This is a genomic window from Devosia alba (assembly GCF_039938915.1).
Lineage (GTDB): Bacteria > Pseudomonadota > Alphaproteobacteria > Rhizobiales > Devosiaceae > Devosia > Devosia alba.
The window spans coordinates 55,186-69,866 of the sequence record NZ_JBDUUI010000010.1 but is presented as its reverse complement, the minus strand read 5'-3'; the positions used below and the strand labels follow the sequence as shown (position 1 = coordinate 69,866).

Annotated in this window: 19 protein-coding genes; 11 read left to right on the top strand and 8 right to left on the bottom strand. The window is 62.2% G+C overall.

All coding sequences use genetic code 11. The features are described 5' to 3' along the window. The gene (locus tag ABFY71_RS14640; protein WP_347946741.1) at positions 1 to 1,836 is read right to left on the bottom strand and encodes an ABC transporter transmembrane domain-containing protein; all 1,836 of its coding nucleotides are present in this window, start codon (positions 1,834 to 1,836) and stop codon (positions 1 to 3) included. 221 nt (positions 1,837 to 2,057) lie between these two features. Between ABFY71_RS14640 and rpmE the strand changes: the two genes are divergently transcribed. After that, entirely contained in the window at positions 2,058 to 2,279 is a 222-nt protein-coding gene (gene rpmE / locus ABFY71_RS14635; protein ID WP_305581065.1) for a 50S ribosomal protein L31, read from the top strand. Positions 2,280 to 2,363: 84 nt separating this feature from the next. On the opposite strand, the gene rcdA is transcribed toward rpmE, so the two are convergent. After that, positions 2,364 to 2,873 (bottom strand): protease adaptor protein RcdA, encoded by a 510-nt coding sequence (rcdA, locus tag ABFY71_RS14630; RefSeq protein WP_347946799.1) that lies wholly within the window; start codon positions 2,871 to 2,873, stop codon positions 2,364 to 2,366. A 428-nt stretch (positions 2,874 to 3,301) separates the two neighbouring features. Here rcdA and ABFY71_RS14625 point away from each other — a divergent pair, with 428 nt between their 5' ends. Then, a complete protein-coding gene (locus ABFY71_RS14625) occupies positions 3,302 to 3,523 on the top strand; it encodes a hypothetical protein (RefSeq protein ID WP_347946740.1) in 222 nt (73 codons plus the stop codon). Positions 3,524 to 3,530: 7 nt separating this feature from the next. Here the strand turns inward: ABFY71_RS14625 and ABFY71_RS14620 are convergent, their stop codons facing one another. Then, the gene (locus ABFY71_RS14620) at positions 3,531 to 3,713 is read right to left on the bottom strand and encodes a DUF1192 domain-containing protein (RefSeq protein WP_305581068.1); all 183 of its coding nucleotides are present in this window, start codon (positions 3,711 to 3,713) and stop codon (positions 3,531 to 3,533) included. A gap of 78 nt (positions 3,714 to 3,791) precedes the next feature. Between ABFY71_RS14620 and ABFY71_RS14615 the strand changes: the two genes are divergently transcribed. From ABFY71_RS14615 to ABFY71_RS14600, 4 genes are all read left to right on the top strand, one after another. Further along, positions 3,792 to 4,817 (top strand): NAD(P)H-quinone oxidoreductase, encoded by a 1,026-nt coding sequence (locus tag ABFY71_RS14615; RefSeq protein ID WP_347946739.1) that lies wholly within the window; start codon positions 3,792 to 3,794, stop codon positions 4,815 to 4,817. A gap of 143 nt (positions 4,818 to 4,960) precedes the next feature. Next, positions 4,961 to 5,686 (top strand): DUF1013 domain-containing protein, encoded by a 726-nt coding sequence (locus ABFY71_RS14610; RefSeq protein WP_347946738.1) that lies wholly within the window; start codon positions 4,961 to 4,963, stop codon positions 5,684 to 5,686. A 19-nt stretch (positions 5,687 to 5,705) separates the two neighbouring features. Beyond that, positions 5,706 to 7,556 (top strand): monovalent cation:proton antiporter-2 (CPA2) family protein, encoded by a 1,851-nt coding sequence (locus ABFY71_RS14605; protein WP_347946737.1) that lies wholly within the window; start codon positions 5,706 to 5,708, stop codon positions 7,554 to 7,556. A gap of 24 nt (positions 7,557 to 7,580) precedes the next feature. Beyond that, positions 7,581 to 8,348, top strand: a complete 768-nt coding sequence (locus ABFY71_RS14600; protein ID WP_347946736.1) for a sulfite exporter TauE/SafE family protein — start codon at positions 7,581 to 7,583, stop codon at positions 8,346 to 8,348. 86 nt (positions 8,349 to 8,434) lie between these two features. Here ABFY71_RS14600 and ABFY71_RS14595 read toward each other — a convergent pair whose 3' ends face one another. Next, positions 8,435 to 8,605 carry a YdcH family protein gene (locus tag ABFY71_RS14595; RefSeq protein WP_305581079.1) on the bottom strand — a complete coding sequence of 57 codons (171 nt, stop codon included), beginning with the start codon at positions 8,603 to 8,605 and terminating at the stop codon, positions 8,435 to 8,437. Positions 8,606 to 8,760: 155 nt separating this feature from the next. On the opposite strand from ABFY71_RS14595, the gene ABFY71_RS14590 reads away from it, so the two are divergent. The 3 genes from ABFY71_RS14590 to ABFY71_RS14580 all read left to right on the top strand — a co-directional run bounded on the left by ABFY71_RS14590 (position 8,761) and on the right by ABFY71_RS14580 (position 10,632). After that, positions 8,761 to 8,976, top strand: coding sequence for a YdcH family protein (locus tag ABFY71_RS14590; RefSeq protein ID WP_305581109.1), 216 nt, complete (start codon positions 8,761 to 8,763; stop codon positions 8,974 to 8,976). Positions 8,977 to 9,051: 75 nt separating this feature from the next. Beyond that, a complete protein-coding gene (gene purE / locus ABFY71_RS14585; RefSeq protein WP_347946735.1) occupies positions 9,052 to 9,546 on the top strand; it encodes a 5-(carboxyamino)imidazole ribonucleotide mutase in 495 nt (164 codons plus the stop codon). Between the two features lie 39 nt (positions 9,547 to 9,585). After that, complete coding sequence (locus tag ABFY71_RS14580; protein ID WP_347946798.1) at positions 9,586 to 10,632, top strand: 5-(carboxyamino)imidazole ribonucleotide synthase; 1,047 nt, start codon at positions 9,586 to 9,588, stop codon at positions 10,630 to 10,632. On the opposite strand, the gene ABFY71_RS14575 is transcribed toward ABFY71_RS14580, so the two are convergent. Beyond that, the gene (locus tag ABFY71_RS14575) at positions 10,616 to 11,332 is read right to left on the bottom strand and encodes an alpha/beta fold hydrolase (protein ID WP_347946734.1); all 717 of its coding nucleotides are present in this window, start codon (positions 11,330 to 11,332) and stop codon (positions 10,616 to 10,618) included. The two genes, ABFY71_RS14580 and ABFY71_RS14575, sit on opposite strands and share 17 nt — an antisense overlap. A gap of 231 nt (positions 11,333 to 11,563) precedes the next feature. Here ABFY71_RS14575 and rpsU point away from each other — a divergent pair, with 231 nt between their 5' ends. Then, entirely contained in the window at positions 11,564 to 11,833 is a 270-nt protein-coding gene (rpsU, locus tag ABFY71_RS14570; protein WP_305581087.1) for a 30S ribosomal protein S21, read from the top strand. Positions 11,834 to 12,052: 219 nt separating this feature from the next. Here the strand turns inward: rpsU and ABFY71_RS14565 are convergent, their stop codons facing one another. From ABFY71_RS14565 to ABFY71_RS14555, 3 genes are all read right to left on the bottom strand, one after another. Beyond that, positions 12,053 to 12,865, bottom strand: coding sequence for an alpha/beta hydrolase (locus ABFY71_RS14565; protein WP_347946733.1), 813 nt, complete (start codon positions 12,863 to 12,865; stop codon positions 12,053 to 12,055). A gap of 73 nt (positions 12,866 to 12,938) precedes the next feature. After that, entirely contained in the window at positions 12,939 to 13,577 is a 639-nt protein-coding gene (locus ABFY71_RS14560; protein WP_347946732.1) for a DsbA family oxidoreductase, read from the bottom strand. Between the two features lie 73 nt (positions 13,578 to 13,650). Beyond that, positions 13,651 to 14,217 (bottom strand): tryptophan-rich sensory protein, encoded by a 567-nt coding sequence (locus ABFY71_RS14555; RefSeq protein WP_347946731.1) that lies wholly within the window; start codon positions 14,215 to 14,217, stop codon positions 13,651 to 13,653. A gap of 232 nt (positions 14,218 to 14,449) precedes the next feature. Here ABFY71_RS14555 and ABFY71_RS14550 point away from each other — a divergent pair, with 232 nt between their 5' ends. Next, positions 14,450 to 14,656 (top strand): SlyX family protein, encoded by a 207-nt coding sequence (locus tag ABFY71_RS14550; RefSeq protein ID WP_305581095.1) that lies wholly within the window; start codon positions 14,450 to 14,452, stop codon positions 14,654 to 14,656. Positions 14,657 to 14,681 lie beyond the last annotated feature (25 nt).

Sequence of the window (14,681 nt, the reverse complement as noted above, 5' to 3'; positions counted from 1 at the left end):
TCAGACCGCTGGGATGTTGTCCAGCCGGAACTGCAGCTTGGCCAGTTCGGCATAGCGACCGCCCTTGGCCACCAATTGGTCATGCGTGCCCTGATCAATGATCCGGCCACCATCCAGCACCAGGATCTTGTCGGCATCGCGGATCGTTGCCAGGCGGTGGGCAATCACCAGTGTGGTACGGCCGCGCATCAAATGCTCCAAGGCAATCTGCACCAGTTGCTCGCTCTGGGCATCCAGCGCGCTGGTGGCTTCGTCGAGCAGCAGGATCGGCGCATTTTTCAGGATCGCGCGGGCGATCGCCAGCCGCTGCTTCTGTCCGCCCGACAGCATGACGCCGCGCTCGCCGACAATCGCATCATAGCCGAGCGGCAATTCCACGACAAAATCGTGCACCAAAGCGGCCTTGGCGGCAGCCTCGACCTCGGCCTGGCTCGCCTCAGGCTTACCAAACCGGATATTGTCGGCAATCGTGCCTGCAAAGATGGTGGGTTCCTGCTCGACATAGGCAAAGCGCTGGCGCAGTTCTTCCAACCGCACATCGCGAATGTCGATGCCGTCGACGCGGATGACCCCGGCCCCGACATCGTAAAACCGCTGCAGCAGGGCCAGGGTGGTCGACTTGCCCGAGCCGGACGGCCCAACCAGGGCGACGGTTTCACCCAAGTCCACGGTAAAGCTCAGATCGGTCAGCACGCGTTCAAAGCCGCTGGTCTGATAGCCGAAATCGACATTCTCGAAGGCCACTGTTCCCAGCGCCGGCACGGGCAGCGGTACTGGATTGACCGGATCCTTGATGTTGGCTTCGGTATCGAGAATTTCTGTCAGCCGCTCGGTTGCCCCGGCCACGGTCTGCAGGATGCCCAGGACTTCGCTGACATTGGTCAGGGCGCCAGAGGCCATCAGCGCATAGACCAGAAACTGCGTTAGCTGGCCAGCGGTGACTGTGCCGGCAAATACGGCGCGGGCACCCCACCAGACCAGGAACACCACGGCCGATGTACCCAGAAAGATGACCATGCCCACCAGCACCGAGCGCGCGCCGAGGCGACGCACTTCGGCCCGATAGCTGTCCTCGCTGCGCGCATCATAAATCGCCGCCTGGGTATTTTCCTGGGTGAAGGATTTGACGGTACGGGTCGCGCCCAGCATCTCGGTGGCCATGGCGCTCAGATCAGCCAGTGCGTCCTGGGTACGGCGCGACATGCCGCGCAGCCGGCGCGAATAGGCGATCAGTGGCAGCAGCAGCGCTGGCGCCGCAATAACCACCGCCAGTGTCAGCACCGGGCTGGTCAGGAACATCATGATCAGCGCGCCGATAATGGTGACCACCGAGCGCAGCGCCAGCGAGAAGCTGGACCCGACCGCATTGCGGATCACCGCCACGTCGCCATTGAGACGGCTGGTCAGCTCGCCGACCCGATTGGTATCGAAATAGCGGGCGTCCAGCCGCAGCAGGTGCACAAACACCGCCTGGCGCAAATCGGCCAGCACGCGCTCACCAATCACCGAGATGAAATAGAACCGCGCCCCGCTGGCCAATGCCATGATCGCGGCAATGCCCACGATCAGCCAGCCATAGCGGCCAACATTCTCCAGGTTCTGTTCGATGAAGCCCTCATCAATGGCGCCGCCGAGCACGGCAGGAATCGAGAGCGACGACACCGCCGAAATCAGCAGGAACAGCACGGTGAGGGACAGCCGCACCGGATACTTCAGAATGAACGGTACCAGTCGACGCAGCGGCTGCAGCTTGCGCGGCGGCGTCACTGGTGCGATCTCGGGTTTATTCTGGGTGTTGCTGGAATCGGCCTGAACCGGAACGGTCTGGTCTGTCATCGCTCGGTCACGCCACTCTGTAGAGATGGGGTCCGGAACTTCCGGGCCGCGCTGTGGCTCCGATATAGGGACTGGTCAGGCGGGCGGCAACCGCTTTGTCCGGCGTGAAATTGCCGCGCCACGCCCTTGCAGAGTGCATGGGCTTTCTGTATGAAGCGGCCAACACCAATTCTAGATGCTCTCCGGGCGCTGCGGCGCCCGTTTGATTTGAGGCGAATACCATGAAGGCTGATATCCATCCGGACTACCACGTGATCAATGTGGTGATGACCGACGGCACCAAGTACCAGACTCGTTCGACCTACGGCAAAGAGGGCGACACGCTGCAGCTGGACATCGACTCCAAGACCCATCCCGCCTGGACTGGCGGCACGGGCCAGCTGCTTGATCGCGGCGGCCGCGTTTCGCGCTTCAAGGAGCGCTTCAAGGGTCTGGGCATCTAAGCCAGCCTGCGACAGAATTGAAAAGCCCGGCCATCGTGCCGGGTTTTTTTATGTCGCTGCGGTATCCTCAACACGGTGGCGGCCCTAAGCCCGGGCAAAGGCTGCCTTCAGCCGCGCCAACTGATCGGCAATGCCATTGGCGGTGCCCGGATCAAGCTCGCTCATCTTGCCGCGTTCCAGCGCGTCAAACTGCATGACCCGATCAAATAGCCGGTCACCCTTGTCGATATACTCGCGCAACTTCTCCGGCAATTGGTCATAGCCCGGGCCGCCGCGTTGCGACGGCGTCGCCGAGAACTTGACCTTTTCCTTTTCGGAGCGGGCATTTTCCTTGGTGATTTCACCTTCATTGACGGCGCGTTGCAGCAGCAGCCAAGAGGCCAGCTGCATCAGCCGTGTGGTCAGGCGCATGGATTCGGTGGCGTAGACGAAGGAGGCCTCGCGGCTGAGAATACGGCTATCGCCGCGACCCTCGCCATCCAGATAACCGGCCACATCCTCGATCAGCGCCATGCCTTCGCGATACAACACGCCAAAGCCACCTGCGGCCACGATGCGGGGGCCAATCGCGATGGCCGATCCAGTCTCGTTCACATCCGCCAACCAGCTGTCTCCTCACGCACCAACCACTGCCGACGCTTACGCCAGCCATTATCCTATCCTATCACGCACCATGACAATGAACGGAGTTTTAAAACAACGGCAAGGGGATGAGCAATAGACGCCTGAAAAGAAAAAAGAGCGGGATGAACCGCTCTCGAAGTTAACAGGGAGGCGTCAAACAGAGGGAGAAACCGCTCTGAAAAATTCAGAACAAACTGAATAATGAGAGGTTACGGTCAAACTGTTAATTGCGAGTTAACAAGACTCGATTTCTTAACCCTAACATTTGTCGAGCTGTTCACTTCCACCCGCAGGGCAGGGCAACTGGAGTCAACGCACAATCAATGAGTCGCTCCGACGACCAGCAGTCTCTCGCTGCCTAGCTGATCGTGTCGCCGTGCCCTGATGGAGAGCAAGATATGACCAGCCTGTCCCCCAGCGCCGCCGCTGGCCTGCTTATGGGTCTGATGGCTATCGCTGGCACGACGCCCGACACCGCTCGTCGCGCTCAGGTTGACGGGGCGCGGGGCAGCGCCAATCGCGACCATCACGATCAGTCCCGCCGCATCCGCACCGCTACGGCCCCCGGCGACGCTCAATCCCGTCCGCCGCGGGCAGCCGACGAACTATGGTGCCCGTAGCGGGCCGTCAGAACTTGAAGATCGACTTCGCCGCCTGCAGCGTCTGCCCCCGCGCATCAATTGCCGCGCGCAGGCGCAGAATCTCTGCTTCGAGCAGGGCAATGCGTTCGGTGAGTTCTTCGACCGACATCGTATCGATCACCATGCCGACCTCATGCGCCCTCGGCTTGCTGTTTATGTCTTCGTCCATGGCGGCCTCCTGCACTAGGATTTTTCAGCTTAGCGTGACGGGCTTGCGGAACAAACCCACTTCGCACAGCATGGCGCCATGACCCAAGCCCATACCCTGCCCGACACCATGCACGCTGTCGCCATCAGCACGCCCGGCGGCCCAGACGTTCTGCGGCGCCAGCCTTGGCCCATGCCGGCTTGCGGCGCAGGCGACCTGCTGATCCGCGTCGCCGCCAGCGGCGTCAACGGTCCCGATCTGGCGCAACGGCGTGGCCAATATGATCCCCCACCCGGCGCCTCGCCCCTACCCGGTCTGGAAGTTGCCGGCGTGATCGCCGCAATCGGCAGCGCTGTCGAGGGCTGGCAGATTGGCGATCAGGTCATGGCGCTGACCAATGGCGGCGGCTATGCCGATTTTGTCGCCGTCCCGGCGGGCCAGGCGCTGCCGGTACCCGCTGGCTGGACCCTCAGCGAAGCAGCCGCCCTACCTGAAACCTGGTTTACCGTGACCCAGACCCTGGTGCTGCGCGCCGGGCTCGATCCCGGCATGAGTGTCATGATACACGGCGCTGCCGGCGGCATTGGTGGCGCCGCGATCCAGATCGCCACCCTGTTGGGCGCCCGCGCGATCGCCGTTGTCTCCTCCGCCGCCAAGGCCGACTATGCCACCCGCCTGGGCGCGGTCGCCACCATTGATTACACCAGCGAGAATATTGCGACCCGCGCGCTCGAGCTTACCGAGGGTCGCGGCGTTGATCGCGTGCTCGACATCATTGGCGGCGCCATGGCCCAGACCAATCTGGCCGCCTCGGCCCGTGGCGGACACATTGTGCAGGTTTCAACCCTTGACGGGGCCAAGGCCGAAATCTCGCTGCGCACCATCATGGCCAAGCAATTGACGCTCTCGGGCTCGACGCTGCGCCCCCAGACGGCGGCGACCAAGGCTGTCATCGCCAGCTATATTAGGGCCCACCTGCTGCCGGCGCTGGCAGCACCCGGTTTCACCAGGCCCATGGTCACCAGCTTCCCGATCGAACAGGCGGCGCAGGCCCATGCCAGCATGGAAGCCCGCGGTCACATCGGCAAACTGGTGCTGGTGAGTCCCTTCGGCGCCGGGCAATAGCCGACCAGCCAGTGGGCAAATGCCATATTACCATTGCGGATCGGGCCAGGAATCCATATATTGGCGAAGTTCCCCCTCAGCATGAAGCAAAGAGGCGGAGCGGTCCGGAGGAAAACCGGCCGCGCCTGCAGGAGAGATTTATCATGACCCAGCCACTGTTGATGCCCAAGGCGACTGCCGTTTGGCTCGTCGACAACACTGCGCTGTCGTTCGACCAGATCGCCGCCTTCTGCACGCTGCATCCGCTCGAAGTTCAGGGCATTGCCGATGGCGACGTCGCCGGCGGCATCATGGGCGCCAACCCGATCCAGAACGGTCAGTTGACTCGCGAAGAGATCGAAAAGGCCGAAGCCGATCCGGCCTACCGCCTCAAGCTCAGCGAACCCAAGGTTCGCGTCGCCGCTGCCAAGCGCAAGGGCCCGCGCTACACCCCGATTTCCCGTCGCAATGAGCGTCCCAACGCCATCAAGTGGCTGGTACGCAATCATCCCGAACTCAAGGACGCCCAGATCATGCGTCTGGTCGGCACCACCAAGTCGACCATCGACTCGGTGCGCGAGTCCACGCACTGGAATGCCGCCAATCTGGCCGCCATGGACCCCGTCACTCTGGGTCTGTGCAGCCAGATTGACCTCGATCTGGAAGTCGGGCGCGCTTCCAAGGGTGGTCCGGGCGTTGATCAGGCCGAAGAAGGCACCATGTTGATGACCGCCGAGGAAGCCCTGGCCCGCTCCGGCGCCCGTGGCCACAGTGACGAGAACAGCGAATTTGCGGCCAACGATCATCGCCCCGCCGAAGCGCAGGACGATTTCGATGCTGCTTCGGTTTTCTCCAAGCTCAAATCGGTTCACAACGATTCCGACAACTAACTAGGAACTGGCCAGCAGAATGGAAAACAACCTCCTGCTGGCCATTTTCGTCCTGCTGGCGGCCAGCGTGGCGCTGGTCCCCCTGGCCAAGGCCGCGGGTCTCGGCACGGTGCTGGGTTATCTTGCCGCTGGCGTGCTGATCGGCCCCTATGGCCTGCGCCTGGTGGCCGACACCGATACCATCCGCCACATTGCCGAATTCGGCATTGTCATGATGCTGTTTCTGATCGGCCTGGATCTGCAGCCCAGGGAAATGTGGCGCATGCGTCACAAGGTGCTCGGCCTGGGCGTCACCCAGGTCATTGTCACCTCAGCGGTCATCACCCTACTGCTGACGCTGACCGGCATGTCCTGGAATGTCGCCGTCATCATGGCACTGGCGCTGTCCATGTCCTCGACCGCCATTGCCATGCAAACCGTCGAGCAGCGCGGCATCACCGCTACCGACACCGGCCGGGCCAGTCTCGCCGTGCTGCTGGTGCAGGATGTCGCCATCATTCCCGTGCTGGCGGCCATTCCCCTGCTCGCCATTGCCAGCAGTGGTGCGGCCATAGATGCCGAGGTCAACCAGGCCGTTGCGGCGCTGGAGAATCCTGTCGACTGGCTGATGCCGCTTTCCGTGGTCGGTGCCTTCATCGCCGCCCTGCTGGCAGGCCGCTATCTGGTGCACCCGCTGCTGGGCTATGTCGCCCGCACCGGCGTGCGCGAGGCCTTTACCGCCACGGGGCTGGCCATGGTGGTTGGCGCCGCCTTTGTCACGCAGCAACTTGGGCTTTCCCCCGCACTCGGGGGATTTATCGGCGGCGTGCTGCTCACCGACAGCGAGTATCGCCATGAACTGGTGAGCAATCTGGAGCCCTTCAAGGGGCTGCTGCTGGGGCTGTTCTTCATCTCGGTGGGCATGTCGATCGCCTTCTCCGTTCTGGCCACCGATCCGATCCGCATCACCATTATCGTCATCGGGCTGGTCGCCATAAAAATGGTGGTCCTGTTCGCTCTGGCGTCGATGTTCCGCATGCACTTTGCCGACCGCATGCTGTTCGCGGTCATGCTCAGCCAGGCCGGCGAGTTTGCCTTTGTTGTGCTGCAACTGGCCCGCACCAAGAACGCCATTGCCACCGCCGACTACGACATTATGAGCGTGGTCGTGGCGCTCTCCATGGTCACCACGCCGCTGCTGCTGTTCATCTTTGACAAGCTAATCGCCCCGCGCCTCCATGGCCGGGCTACACCGCCCCCCGACGAATCCATTGATGAACAACGCAAGATCGTTGTGTTGGGCTATGGTCGCTTCGGCCAGATCGTCACGCGCATGCTGCGCGCGCAGGGCTTCGAAATGACCCTGATCGATGATGATCCGGTTCAGATTGCCCTGGTGCGCCGATTTGGCGTCAAGGTGTTCTATGGCGATGCCGCCCGCCTTGATCTGCTGCATGCCGCTGGTGTGCAGCGTGCAGATCTGGTGGTCATCGCTGTTGGGGGCCGCGATCGCATTCTGGCCGTTGCCCGCAATGTTCACCGCCATTTCCCCCACGTCACCGTCGCAGCCCGTGCCGTTGATCGTGGTCATGCCCATGAACTGATGGCCATGGGCATCGAGGTCTTCGAGCGTGAGACCTTCCTCTCCGCCATCAATCTGGGCGCCAAGGTGCTTGTCAGGCTTGGCTATGATACCGATGAGGCCGAGCGTCTGGCTCGCGCCTTCGAAGAACATGATAATCAATTGCTGCAGGACAGTTTTGCGGTCCGCGGCGACGAACAGGCCTATATCGGCATGGTCCGGAGCGCCATGGGCCTGCTCAACGCGACCATGAAGGCGGATACGTCCGCCCCCAGGCTTGACAACGACGAGCCTGGGCGTACCGAGTAGTACGCACCCTCCCGGACTGACTTCATGCCCATGCTCGATCCCTATTTCGTCGCGGTCGCCGTTTTCACCGTACTGCTCGTCGGTTTGTCCAAGGCGGGCCTACTGGGCAGTCTGGGCATGGTTGGCGTGCCCCTGCTCAGCCTGATCATGCCGGCCCGTGACGCCGCAGGCGTATTGCTGCCGGTACTGATCGCCATGGATATCATCGCCGTCTATGCCTATCGCAATGACGTGGACTGGCGTCTGCTGCGCATCATGTTGCCGGGAGCCGCCGTGGGCACGCTTGTCGGCTGGGTGCTGTGGTCTTTCGTGTCCGACGATATGGTATTGCTGTTTGTCGGCATCGTGACCCTGCTGTTCATTCTCGACGCCATCCTGCCACTGCGCAAGAAACTCGAGGGACTGCCGCCATCACGTCCCTGGGGCATATTCTGGGGTAGTTTTGCCGGCTTCACCAGTTTCATCAGCCACACTGGTGGTCCGCCATACCAGATCTATGCACTGCCCCAACGTCTGCCGCCGGCGATTTACGCCGGCACAAGTGCGGTGTTCTTTTTCATCGTCAACTCCGCCAAGTTGATCCCTTATTTCTTTCTGGGTCAGCTCAACGTCCACAATTTGCAGCTCTCGGCCATGTTCATCCCGGTTGGGATTGCCGGTGTCTTTGCCGGCATCTTCCTGGTCCGCCGCATTTCGATGCAACTGTTCTATCGCATTGCCTATTGGCTGGTTTTTCTGCTCGCGCTCAAACTGGTCTGGGATGGTGCACGCGGGGTGTTTCTCGGTCTCTGACCGCATCGCCGCACTCCGGCAACAAAAAAGGGCCGCAGCTTTCACTGTGACCCTCCACCCCAATTGGGGGAAACGGCGCCGCCGTCTTATCCTGTCATGCTGAACTTGTTGAGTGCGTCCTTTATCTCGAGTTTTTTGCGCTTCAGCGCGGTAACCGTCAGACTGTCGGCCTTGGAATTATGCAGCTCGGCCTCGATCTGGCGATCCAACTCTTGATGGCGCCGTTCGAGCGCCGCGATATGCCCTTCAGTCGTCATAACAACTCCTTGCAAGCCTCTGTGGACGACTGATCGTCACAAATAATTCACGCAATGTCGACCGTCTTGATGGGTGCATGGAAAATTGGGTGCAAATGCCCGTCTGATCGGTTAACCAAGGGTATGTGTTACGGGGTTTGGGTGCGCTCGAATTGATGTTGTCGCTCACCAAAGAACAAGAAGCCAAATATGGTCTGGAACTGGCAACAAAACGCCAGGAACACAGCGATCTCAATGCGGCAATCGATACGCTGACCCAGTCTCATGTGGCCGATCGCATGCTCATTCAGCGCCTCAAAAAGCGCAAGCTGGCGCTCAAGGATCGCATCACCGAGCTGGAGAATATTCTTCTGCCCGATATCATCGCCTGATGGCGCCGCAGCCTTGATGTATGGCAACATTTAGGCTAGGTCCGCGCTTTGCAAAGACCGATGGGGGAATCGGCCGTGCTCACCCAACCACAGATCGCCATCGTCATGGGCAGCCAGTCGGACTGGCCCACCATGCGTCTCGCCGCCGAAACCCTCGAAGCCCTCGAGGTCGAGTATGAGGCGCGCATTGTCTCGGCCCACCGCACCCCTGAGCGTCTGTTCGAATTTGCCAGCAATGCCCGGGCCGAGGGCTTCAAGGTCATCATCGCCGGCGCTGGGGGTGCAGCCCACCTGCCCGGCATGATTGCCGCCATGACCCCGCTGCCGGTGTTTGGTGTGCCGGTCCGCTCCAAATCACTTAACGGGCAGGACAGCCTGCTCTCCATCGTCCAGATGCCCGGCGGCATTCCCGTCGGCACGCTGGCCATTGGCGAGCCCGGCGCCATCAACGCCGCACTGATTGCCGCCGCCGTGCTGGCGCTGTTCGATGATGATCTGGCTGATCGCCTCGACCGCTATCGTGCCCGCCAGACGGCCGCTGTCCCCCTGTTTCCTGCCGATACCGAGTAGACTGTGACGCAAAATACCACGCCGCTGCCCGTCGGCAGCATGATTGGCATTCTCGGTGGTGGCCAGCTCGGGCGCATGCTCTCGCTCGCGGCCAGCCGCCTGGGCATGCGCACCCATATCTTCTGCCCCGACCCCGATAGCCCGGCCTTTGAGGTTACCCCGCACAAGACCGTGGCGGCCTATGACGACGAGGCTGCACTCGCCGCCTTTGCCGATGCAGTCGATGTCATCACCTATGAATTCGAGAACGTCCCGGCGGCCACGGCCGCACTGCTGGCCGCACGCAAGCCTTTGCATCCGGGGGTTAACGCCCTGGCCATTGCCCAGGACCGGCTGGCCGAAAAGACCTTCCTGGCCAGCAAGAACATTCCCGTCGCGGCCTATCGCGCCGTCGCGACGCTGGCCGATCTGGAGGCCGCCATTGACGCACTGGGTCTGCCAGCCGTGCTCAAGACCACGCGGCTGGGCTATGACGGCAAGGGCCAGCGGGTGCTGCGCGAGCGCACTGATGCTGCAGCAGCTTTTGCGGCACTTGAGCCAAAGCCGCTGGTGCTTGAGGCCTTTGTGCCGTTCGAAATGGAAATCTCGGTTGTAGTGGCCCGCAATGCCAGCGGCGAAGTCAAAAGCTTTGATCCGGCCGAAAACGTCCACACCAACCACATCCTGCACACCAGCACGGTGCCGGCCAATATCGCGCCCGGCGTCGAAAAGCATGCCGCCATGCTGGCCAAGGTCATCGTGGTGGCACTCGACTATGTCGGCGTGCTCGGCGTCGAGTTTTTCGTGGTGCCCGGCACCGACCGCCCCAGCCTGATTGTCAACGAGATCGCGCCCCGCGTGCACAATTCAGGCCACTGGACCGAAGCAGTCTGCCTCACCGACCAGTTCGAACAGCACATCCGCGCCGTGCTCGGCTGGCCGCTGGGCGACCCGGCGCGCATGGCCGATGTAGTGATGGAAAATCTCATCGGCGATGATGTCGCCCGTGTGCCCGCCGGTAATACCCAACCTCATCTCTACGGCAAGTCTGAAGCCCGCCCGGGCCGCAAGATGGGCCATATCAACCGCATCACCCGCCGCTTCTGAACCATCCGACGCGCGCCAGCCAGGCGCGCATCGCCGCGCCCACGGCCTCGGGCGCCTCCATGGTCGACATATGCCCGGCGCCCGCAAACACCACCAGCACTGCCTCCGGGATGGCACCAGCCATCTCCTGCGCCAGTTCCGGGGGTGTCAGCGTATCAGACTCTCCCACCCCCACCAGCGTCGGCACGTCAATCGCGCCCAGCGACGGACGCGAGTCGATTCGCTCCATGATCGCCCGCTGATGTCGCAGATAGACCTCGGCTCCGGTCCGCTCGGACATCGCGATCACCTCGGCAGCCACCGGCTGGTCCAGATGCTGCGGCGCCAGCAGGCCCGGCTGCATTGCCCGCACCACCAGCCCGAACTTGCCCTGCGCCGCCGCTGCCATGCCGGTCCGCCGCACCTCGCGCCGGGCATCGTCGTCCGGCCGGGCCGAGGTATCGAGTAGGGCCAGCCCCATTACCCGCTCCGGCGCCTGTCGCATGACCTCGAGCGCCACATAGCCACCCATGGATAGCCCGGCCAGACAGAATCGCTGCGGTGCCGCCGCCAGCACGAGGTGCGCCATGCCGGCTATCGTTTCTCCAACACTCAGATCGACCACTTTGGAGTCTGCAATGTCGGCCAGCCCGGCTGCAACATCGCGCCATAACCGCTCGTCACAGTTCAAACCCGGCAGCAGCATCAGTGTATCAGTCAAGTCCCGCCTCCTTGGGTAACCCATTGTGCGGACTGTTTGCCGCGCCGGCAATTCAGGCAAGCCGTACCGCACGACTTCCCTGGTTTTTCTCCACGAGTCGGTGGACAAGGTCCGATAGCTGAGCTATAGAGCGGCCCACGGTGATCAGCCCTGCTGGTCGGCGACGGGGTATCTTGCCGCGGCGCCACGATCCAAACCCACATGTCCAAGCTTCGAAAGGGCGGTTGACCTTTGCAAGTAGTCGTTCGCGATAATAATGTTGATCAGGCGCTCCGCGCGCTTAAAAAGAAGCTGCAGCGCGAAGGCGTGTTCCGGGAGATGAAGCTTCGTAACTATTACGAAAAGCCATCTGAGAAGAAGGCTCGCCAGAAGGCCGAGGCAATTCGCCGGGCCCGCAAGCTGGCTCGCAAGCGCCTGCAGCGTGAAGGTGGTCTGCCGGCTCCGGCACCACGTCCGGGTCAGCCCGTGCGTCCTAGCGCAGCGACAACGCCGCGCAACTAAGCGCACTGTCGCACAGAAATTTGCAGCGCCGTCCCTCGGGGCGGCGTTTTGCTGTGTCCAGTTCGCGCCAGCTCAGCTCTGGTGTGCAAGGATGGTCCAGGAGCCGAAAGCCATCCGCTGCAGCTCGACCGCGATCGGTCAGCCCGGCCACGACAGTGCGCCGCCGCTCGTTTCAAAAGCGGGTCCGCGGCGACGACATCGGCGTCTTGAGCGGTGCCGTCACCGAGCGGCCATCGCCCGCCCAAAGAAGGGTTTGGCGCGCTGCCAGATGCCCCCATCCCAGAGATCGCCATGCCCGGCCCCCGGCTCGATCCACAGCTCATCCTTGTTGGGCACCAGGTCATAGACCCGCTGGCCATTGCTGACATCGATGGTGAGATCGCCCGTGCCATGCGCCACCAGCACCGGCTCCGCGACATCAACGATCCAATGATTGACCGGGAACTGATCCTGCATCACCAACGCCACCGGCAGGTAGGGATAGCGCTCACTGCCCACGGTTGCGGCCGACAGGAATGGGGTCTCCAGCAACAAGGCCTCGGCGTCGCGGATACTGGCGACATAGCTCGCTGGCCCCGTGCCCAGCGAGCGCCCCCAGATCAGGATGGGAAAGCCCAACTGGCTGGCCCAGTCAAAGGCACTGGTGGCATCCTCGAGAATCCCCGCCTGGCTGATCGCGCCGGGCGACAACGGAAAGCCGCGATAGTCGAACGACAAAAAGCCATAACCATCGGCCACGAACTGCTCGAAGCGTTCGTGTTCCTCGCTGAAACTGCCTGAATTGCCCTTGTAGTAGATGATCAGCGGCTTGCCGGCAGCCGGCGCCTGATACCAGCCATTGATCACCCCGTCTCCGGATGGAATGGTCACGGTTTGCGCGACGCGCAGCGTCGTATCGGCCAGCGCGGTGATCGGCCCGGCCGGGTCATATTGCAGCGCCCGCTGATTGACATACATGTAGCCGACCACCCCGGCATAGGCGATCACCAGCACCAGTGCCGCCACCAGCACAATACGGACAAGTATTTTCACCGATCTGACCTCGAACAATGAGCGGTGCGAGCCTACACGAACGGCACGGCAATGCCAGTCACCGCGGCCCGCGTCAGAGCTCGTCGATGGTCTGGGCCAAAGCGCGATCAAACACTTCATCGGGCTGGGCGCCCGATAGCGCATATTTCTCGCCGAAGATGAAGAACGGCACGCCCCGAATGCCCTGCGCGGCAGCGTCGGTGGCCAGTTGCTCGGTGATCGCCAGCTCGTTCTCGTCGTTTATCGCATCGAGCACTTCGCCGCGCTCCATGCCGTATTCTACGGCGATGTCAGCGAGCACATTGTCATCATGGATATCGCGATGCTCGAGGAAATAGGCGTTGGCGATCGCCTTGGACAGTTCAAACTGAATGCCCAGCGGCTTGGCCAGACGGGTCACAGTATGCGCCTTGTTGGTCGGATAGCGGCGCTCGGTCTTGCTGAGATCAAGATCAATGCCCAGTCGCTTGGCTTCGCCCTCGATCCGTTCCCACATCTCGCGCGGGTCACGACCATATTTCTCGCGCAGCATCTCGAACACGTTGACGCCCTCCTCGGGCGTATTGGGATCGAGATAGAATGGATGGTTTTCAACCACCACCTCGACATCGTCGGGCAGCGCGGCAATCGCCTTGTCCAGCCGCGCCGAGCCGATCACGCACCACGGGCAGACGACATCGGTGAACACATCAATCTTGAGCATCTTGGTCATGGTAATTCCCTTTTGCTCCCCACATGGCGCGGAACGCAGGCAACTGCAAGAACGCACCCCGATGTAACCGGCTCTACTGCGTGGCCTGACCCTGTGCATTGGTGAGGCTGAAGGGCGGCGTCCAGCCAGCGGCCAGACTGAGGCCAATAAAGGCGCTGAGCCCCATCCAGGCCAGTCCCGGCGCCATGATCACCGCGGCGCGCGGCGAAATCTGTGCCACGCGCACGACGGTAGACAGGCCGACCAGCAACAGCAGCATCGACAGCACGGCCAAGGCAAAGGAATCGAGCAAGAAGACGACAAAGGGGAAGCCGATCGTGCCGGCCATCAGCGCCACCAGCCACCAGCCAGCGCGCCGCCCGGCTGTTCCGCGGCCAGCGACCATCCAGCGGGCGACGCCAAACAGCGGCAGGCTACCGATATGCAGGGCCGCGCCCAGCCAACCGGGCAAGGCGAACGGGGCAAAGAACAGCGGCAACACGCCGTTGAGTTCGGCCAGCCCATTGGCGATGACAAACACGCTAAGCGGCAGACAGATGCTGAGCACCAGTCCAAGGGTGTCGCGCCGATTGCTGTCAAAGGCAGCAAAGCCCAAAAAACCTGATTGAACTGGAACTGAGATTGCGCTGCTGGTCGCCATGGTCGGCTCCCGCCGTTGCCTCTAACTGCAGAAGTAACGGCGTTTGCGGCAATAGAGTTCCGTATGGGTCAATTCCACCCGCCCTCGTGCCGCGTCACCCCTCTTGCGCAACAGCATCAGCAACTGTATCGGCAGGGGTGATGCACATCGGCTCGCCTTCCCCCTCGGCGCCAGAGACCAGCGCAGGGGCCCACACTGGCAGCGGCCCGTTTGTCCAGCCCGGAGTGACCTGATGACCGATTTCGCCGACCGCCTGGACGCGCTGGAAACCCGCATTGCCTATCAGGACCAGACCATCGATGAGCTGAACGCGACCATCACGGCGCAGTGGCAGCAGATTGACCTGCTCAAGCGCAAGCTCGACACCATCGAGCAGCAGGTCCGCTCCGGCGTCCACATCGCCGATCCTTCCAGCGAACAGCCGCCGCCGCATTATTGAGGCATCCGGAATGCAAAAGGCCCGC

What these genes read in the sequence shown, in the direction of transcription:
- ABFY71_RS14625 (WP_347946740.1), top strand. Translation starts at nt 3,302, where the DNA reads ATGACCAGCCTGTCCCCCAGCGCCGCCGCTGGCCTGCTTATGGGTCTG.
- ABFY71_RS14580 (WP_347946798.1), top strand. Translation starts at nt 9,586, where the DNA reads ATGATTGGCATTCTCGGTGGTGGCCAGCTCGGGCGCATGCTCTCGCTC.
- rpmE (WP_305581065.1), top strand. Translation starts at nt 2,058, where the DNA reads ATGAAGGCTGATATCCATCCGGACTACCACGTGATCAATGTGGTGATG.
- ABFY71_RS14600 (WP_347946736.1), top strand. Translation starts at nt 7,581, where the DNA reads ATGCCCATGCTCGATCCCTATTTCGTCGCGGTCGCCGTTTTCACCGTA.
- ABFY71_RS14620 (WP_305581068.1), bottom strand. Translation starts at nt 3,713, where the DNA reads ATGGACGAAGACATAAACAGCAAGCCGAGGGCGCATGAGGTCGGCATG.
- ABFY71_RS14560 (WP_347946732.1), bottom strand. Translation starts at nt 13,577, where the DNA reads ATGACCAAGATGCTCAAGATTGATGTGTTCACCGATGTCGTCTGCCCG.
- ABFY71_RS14605 (WP_347946737.1), top strand. Translation starts at nt 5,706, where the DNA reads ATGGAAAACAACCTCCTGCTGGCCATTTTCGTCCTGCTGGCGGCCAGC.
- ABFY71_RS14615 (WP_347946739.1), top strand. Translation starts at nt 3,792, where the DNA reads ATGACCCAAGCCCATACCCTGCCCGACACCATGCACGCTGTCGCCATC.
- ABFY71_RS14555 (WP_347946731.1), bottom strand. Translation starts at nt 14,217, where the DNA reads ATGGCGACCAGCAGCGCAATCTCAGTTCCAGTTCAATCAGGTTTTTTG.
- ABFY71_RS14590 (WP_305581109.1), top strand. Translation starts at nt 8,761, where the DNA reads ATGTTGTCGCTCACCAAAGAACAAGAAGCCAAATATGGTCTGGAACTG.
- ABFY71_RS14595 (WP_305581079.1), bottom strand. Translation starts at nt 8,605, where the DNA reads ATGACGACTGAAGGGCATATCGCGGCGCTCGAACGGCGCCATCAAGAG.
- ABFY71_RS14550 (WP_305581095.1), top strand. Translation starts at nt 14,450, where the DNA reads ATGACCGATTTCGCCGACCGCCTGGACGCGCTGGAAACCCGCATTGCC.
- ABFY71_RS14610 (WP_347946738.1), top strand. Translation starts at nt 4,961, where the DNA reads ATGACCCAGCCACTGTTGATGCCCAAGGCGACTGCCGTTTGGCTCGTC.
- ABFY71_RS14640 (WP_347946741.1), bottom strand. Translation starts at nt 1,836, where the DNA reads ATGACAGACCAGACCGTTCCGGTTCAGGCCGATTCCAGCAACACCCAG.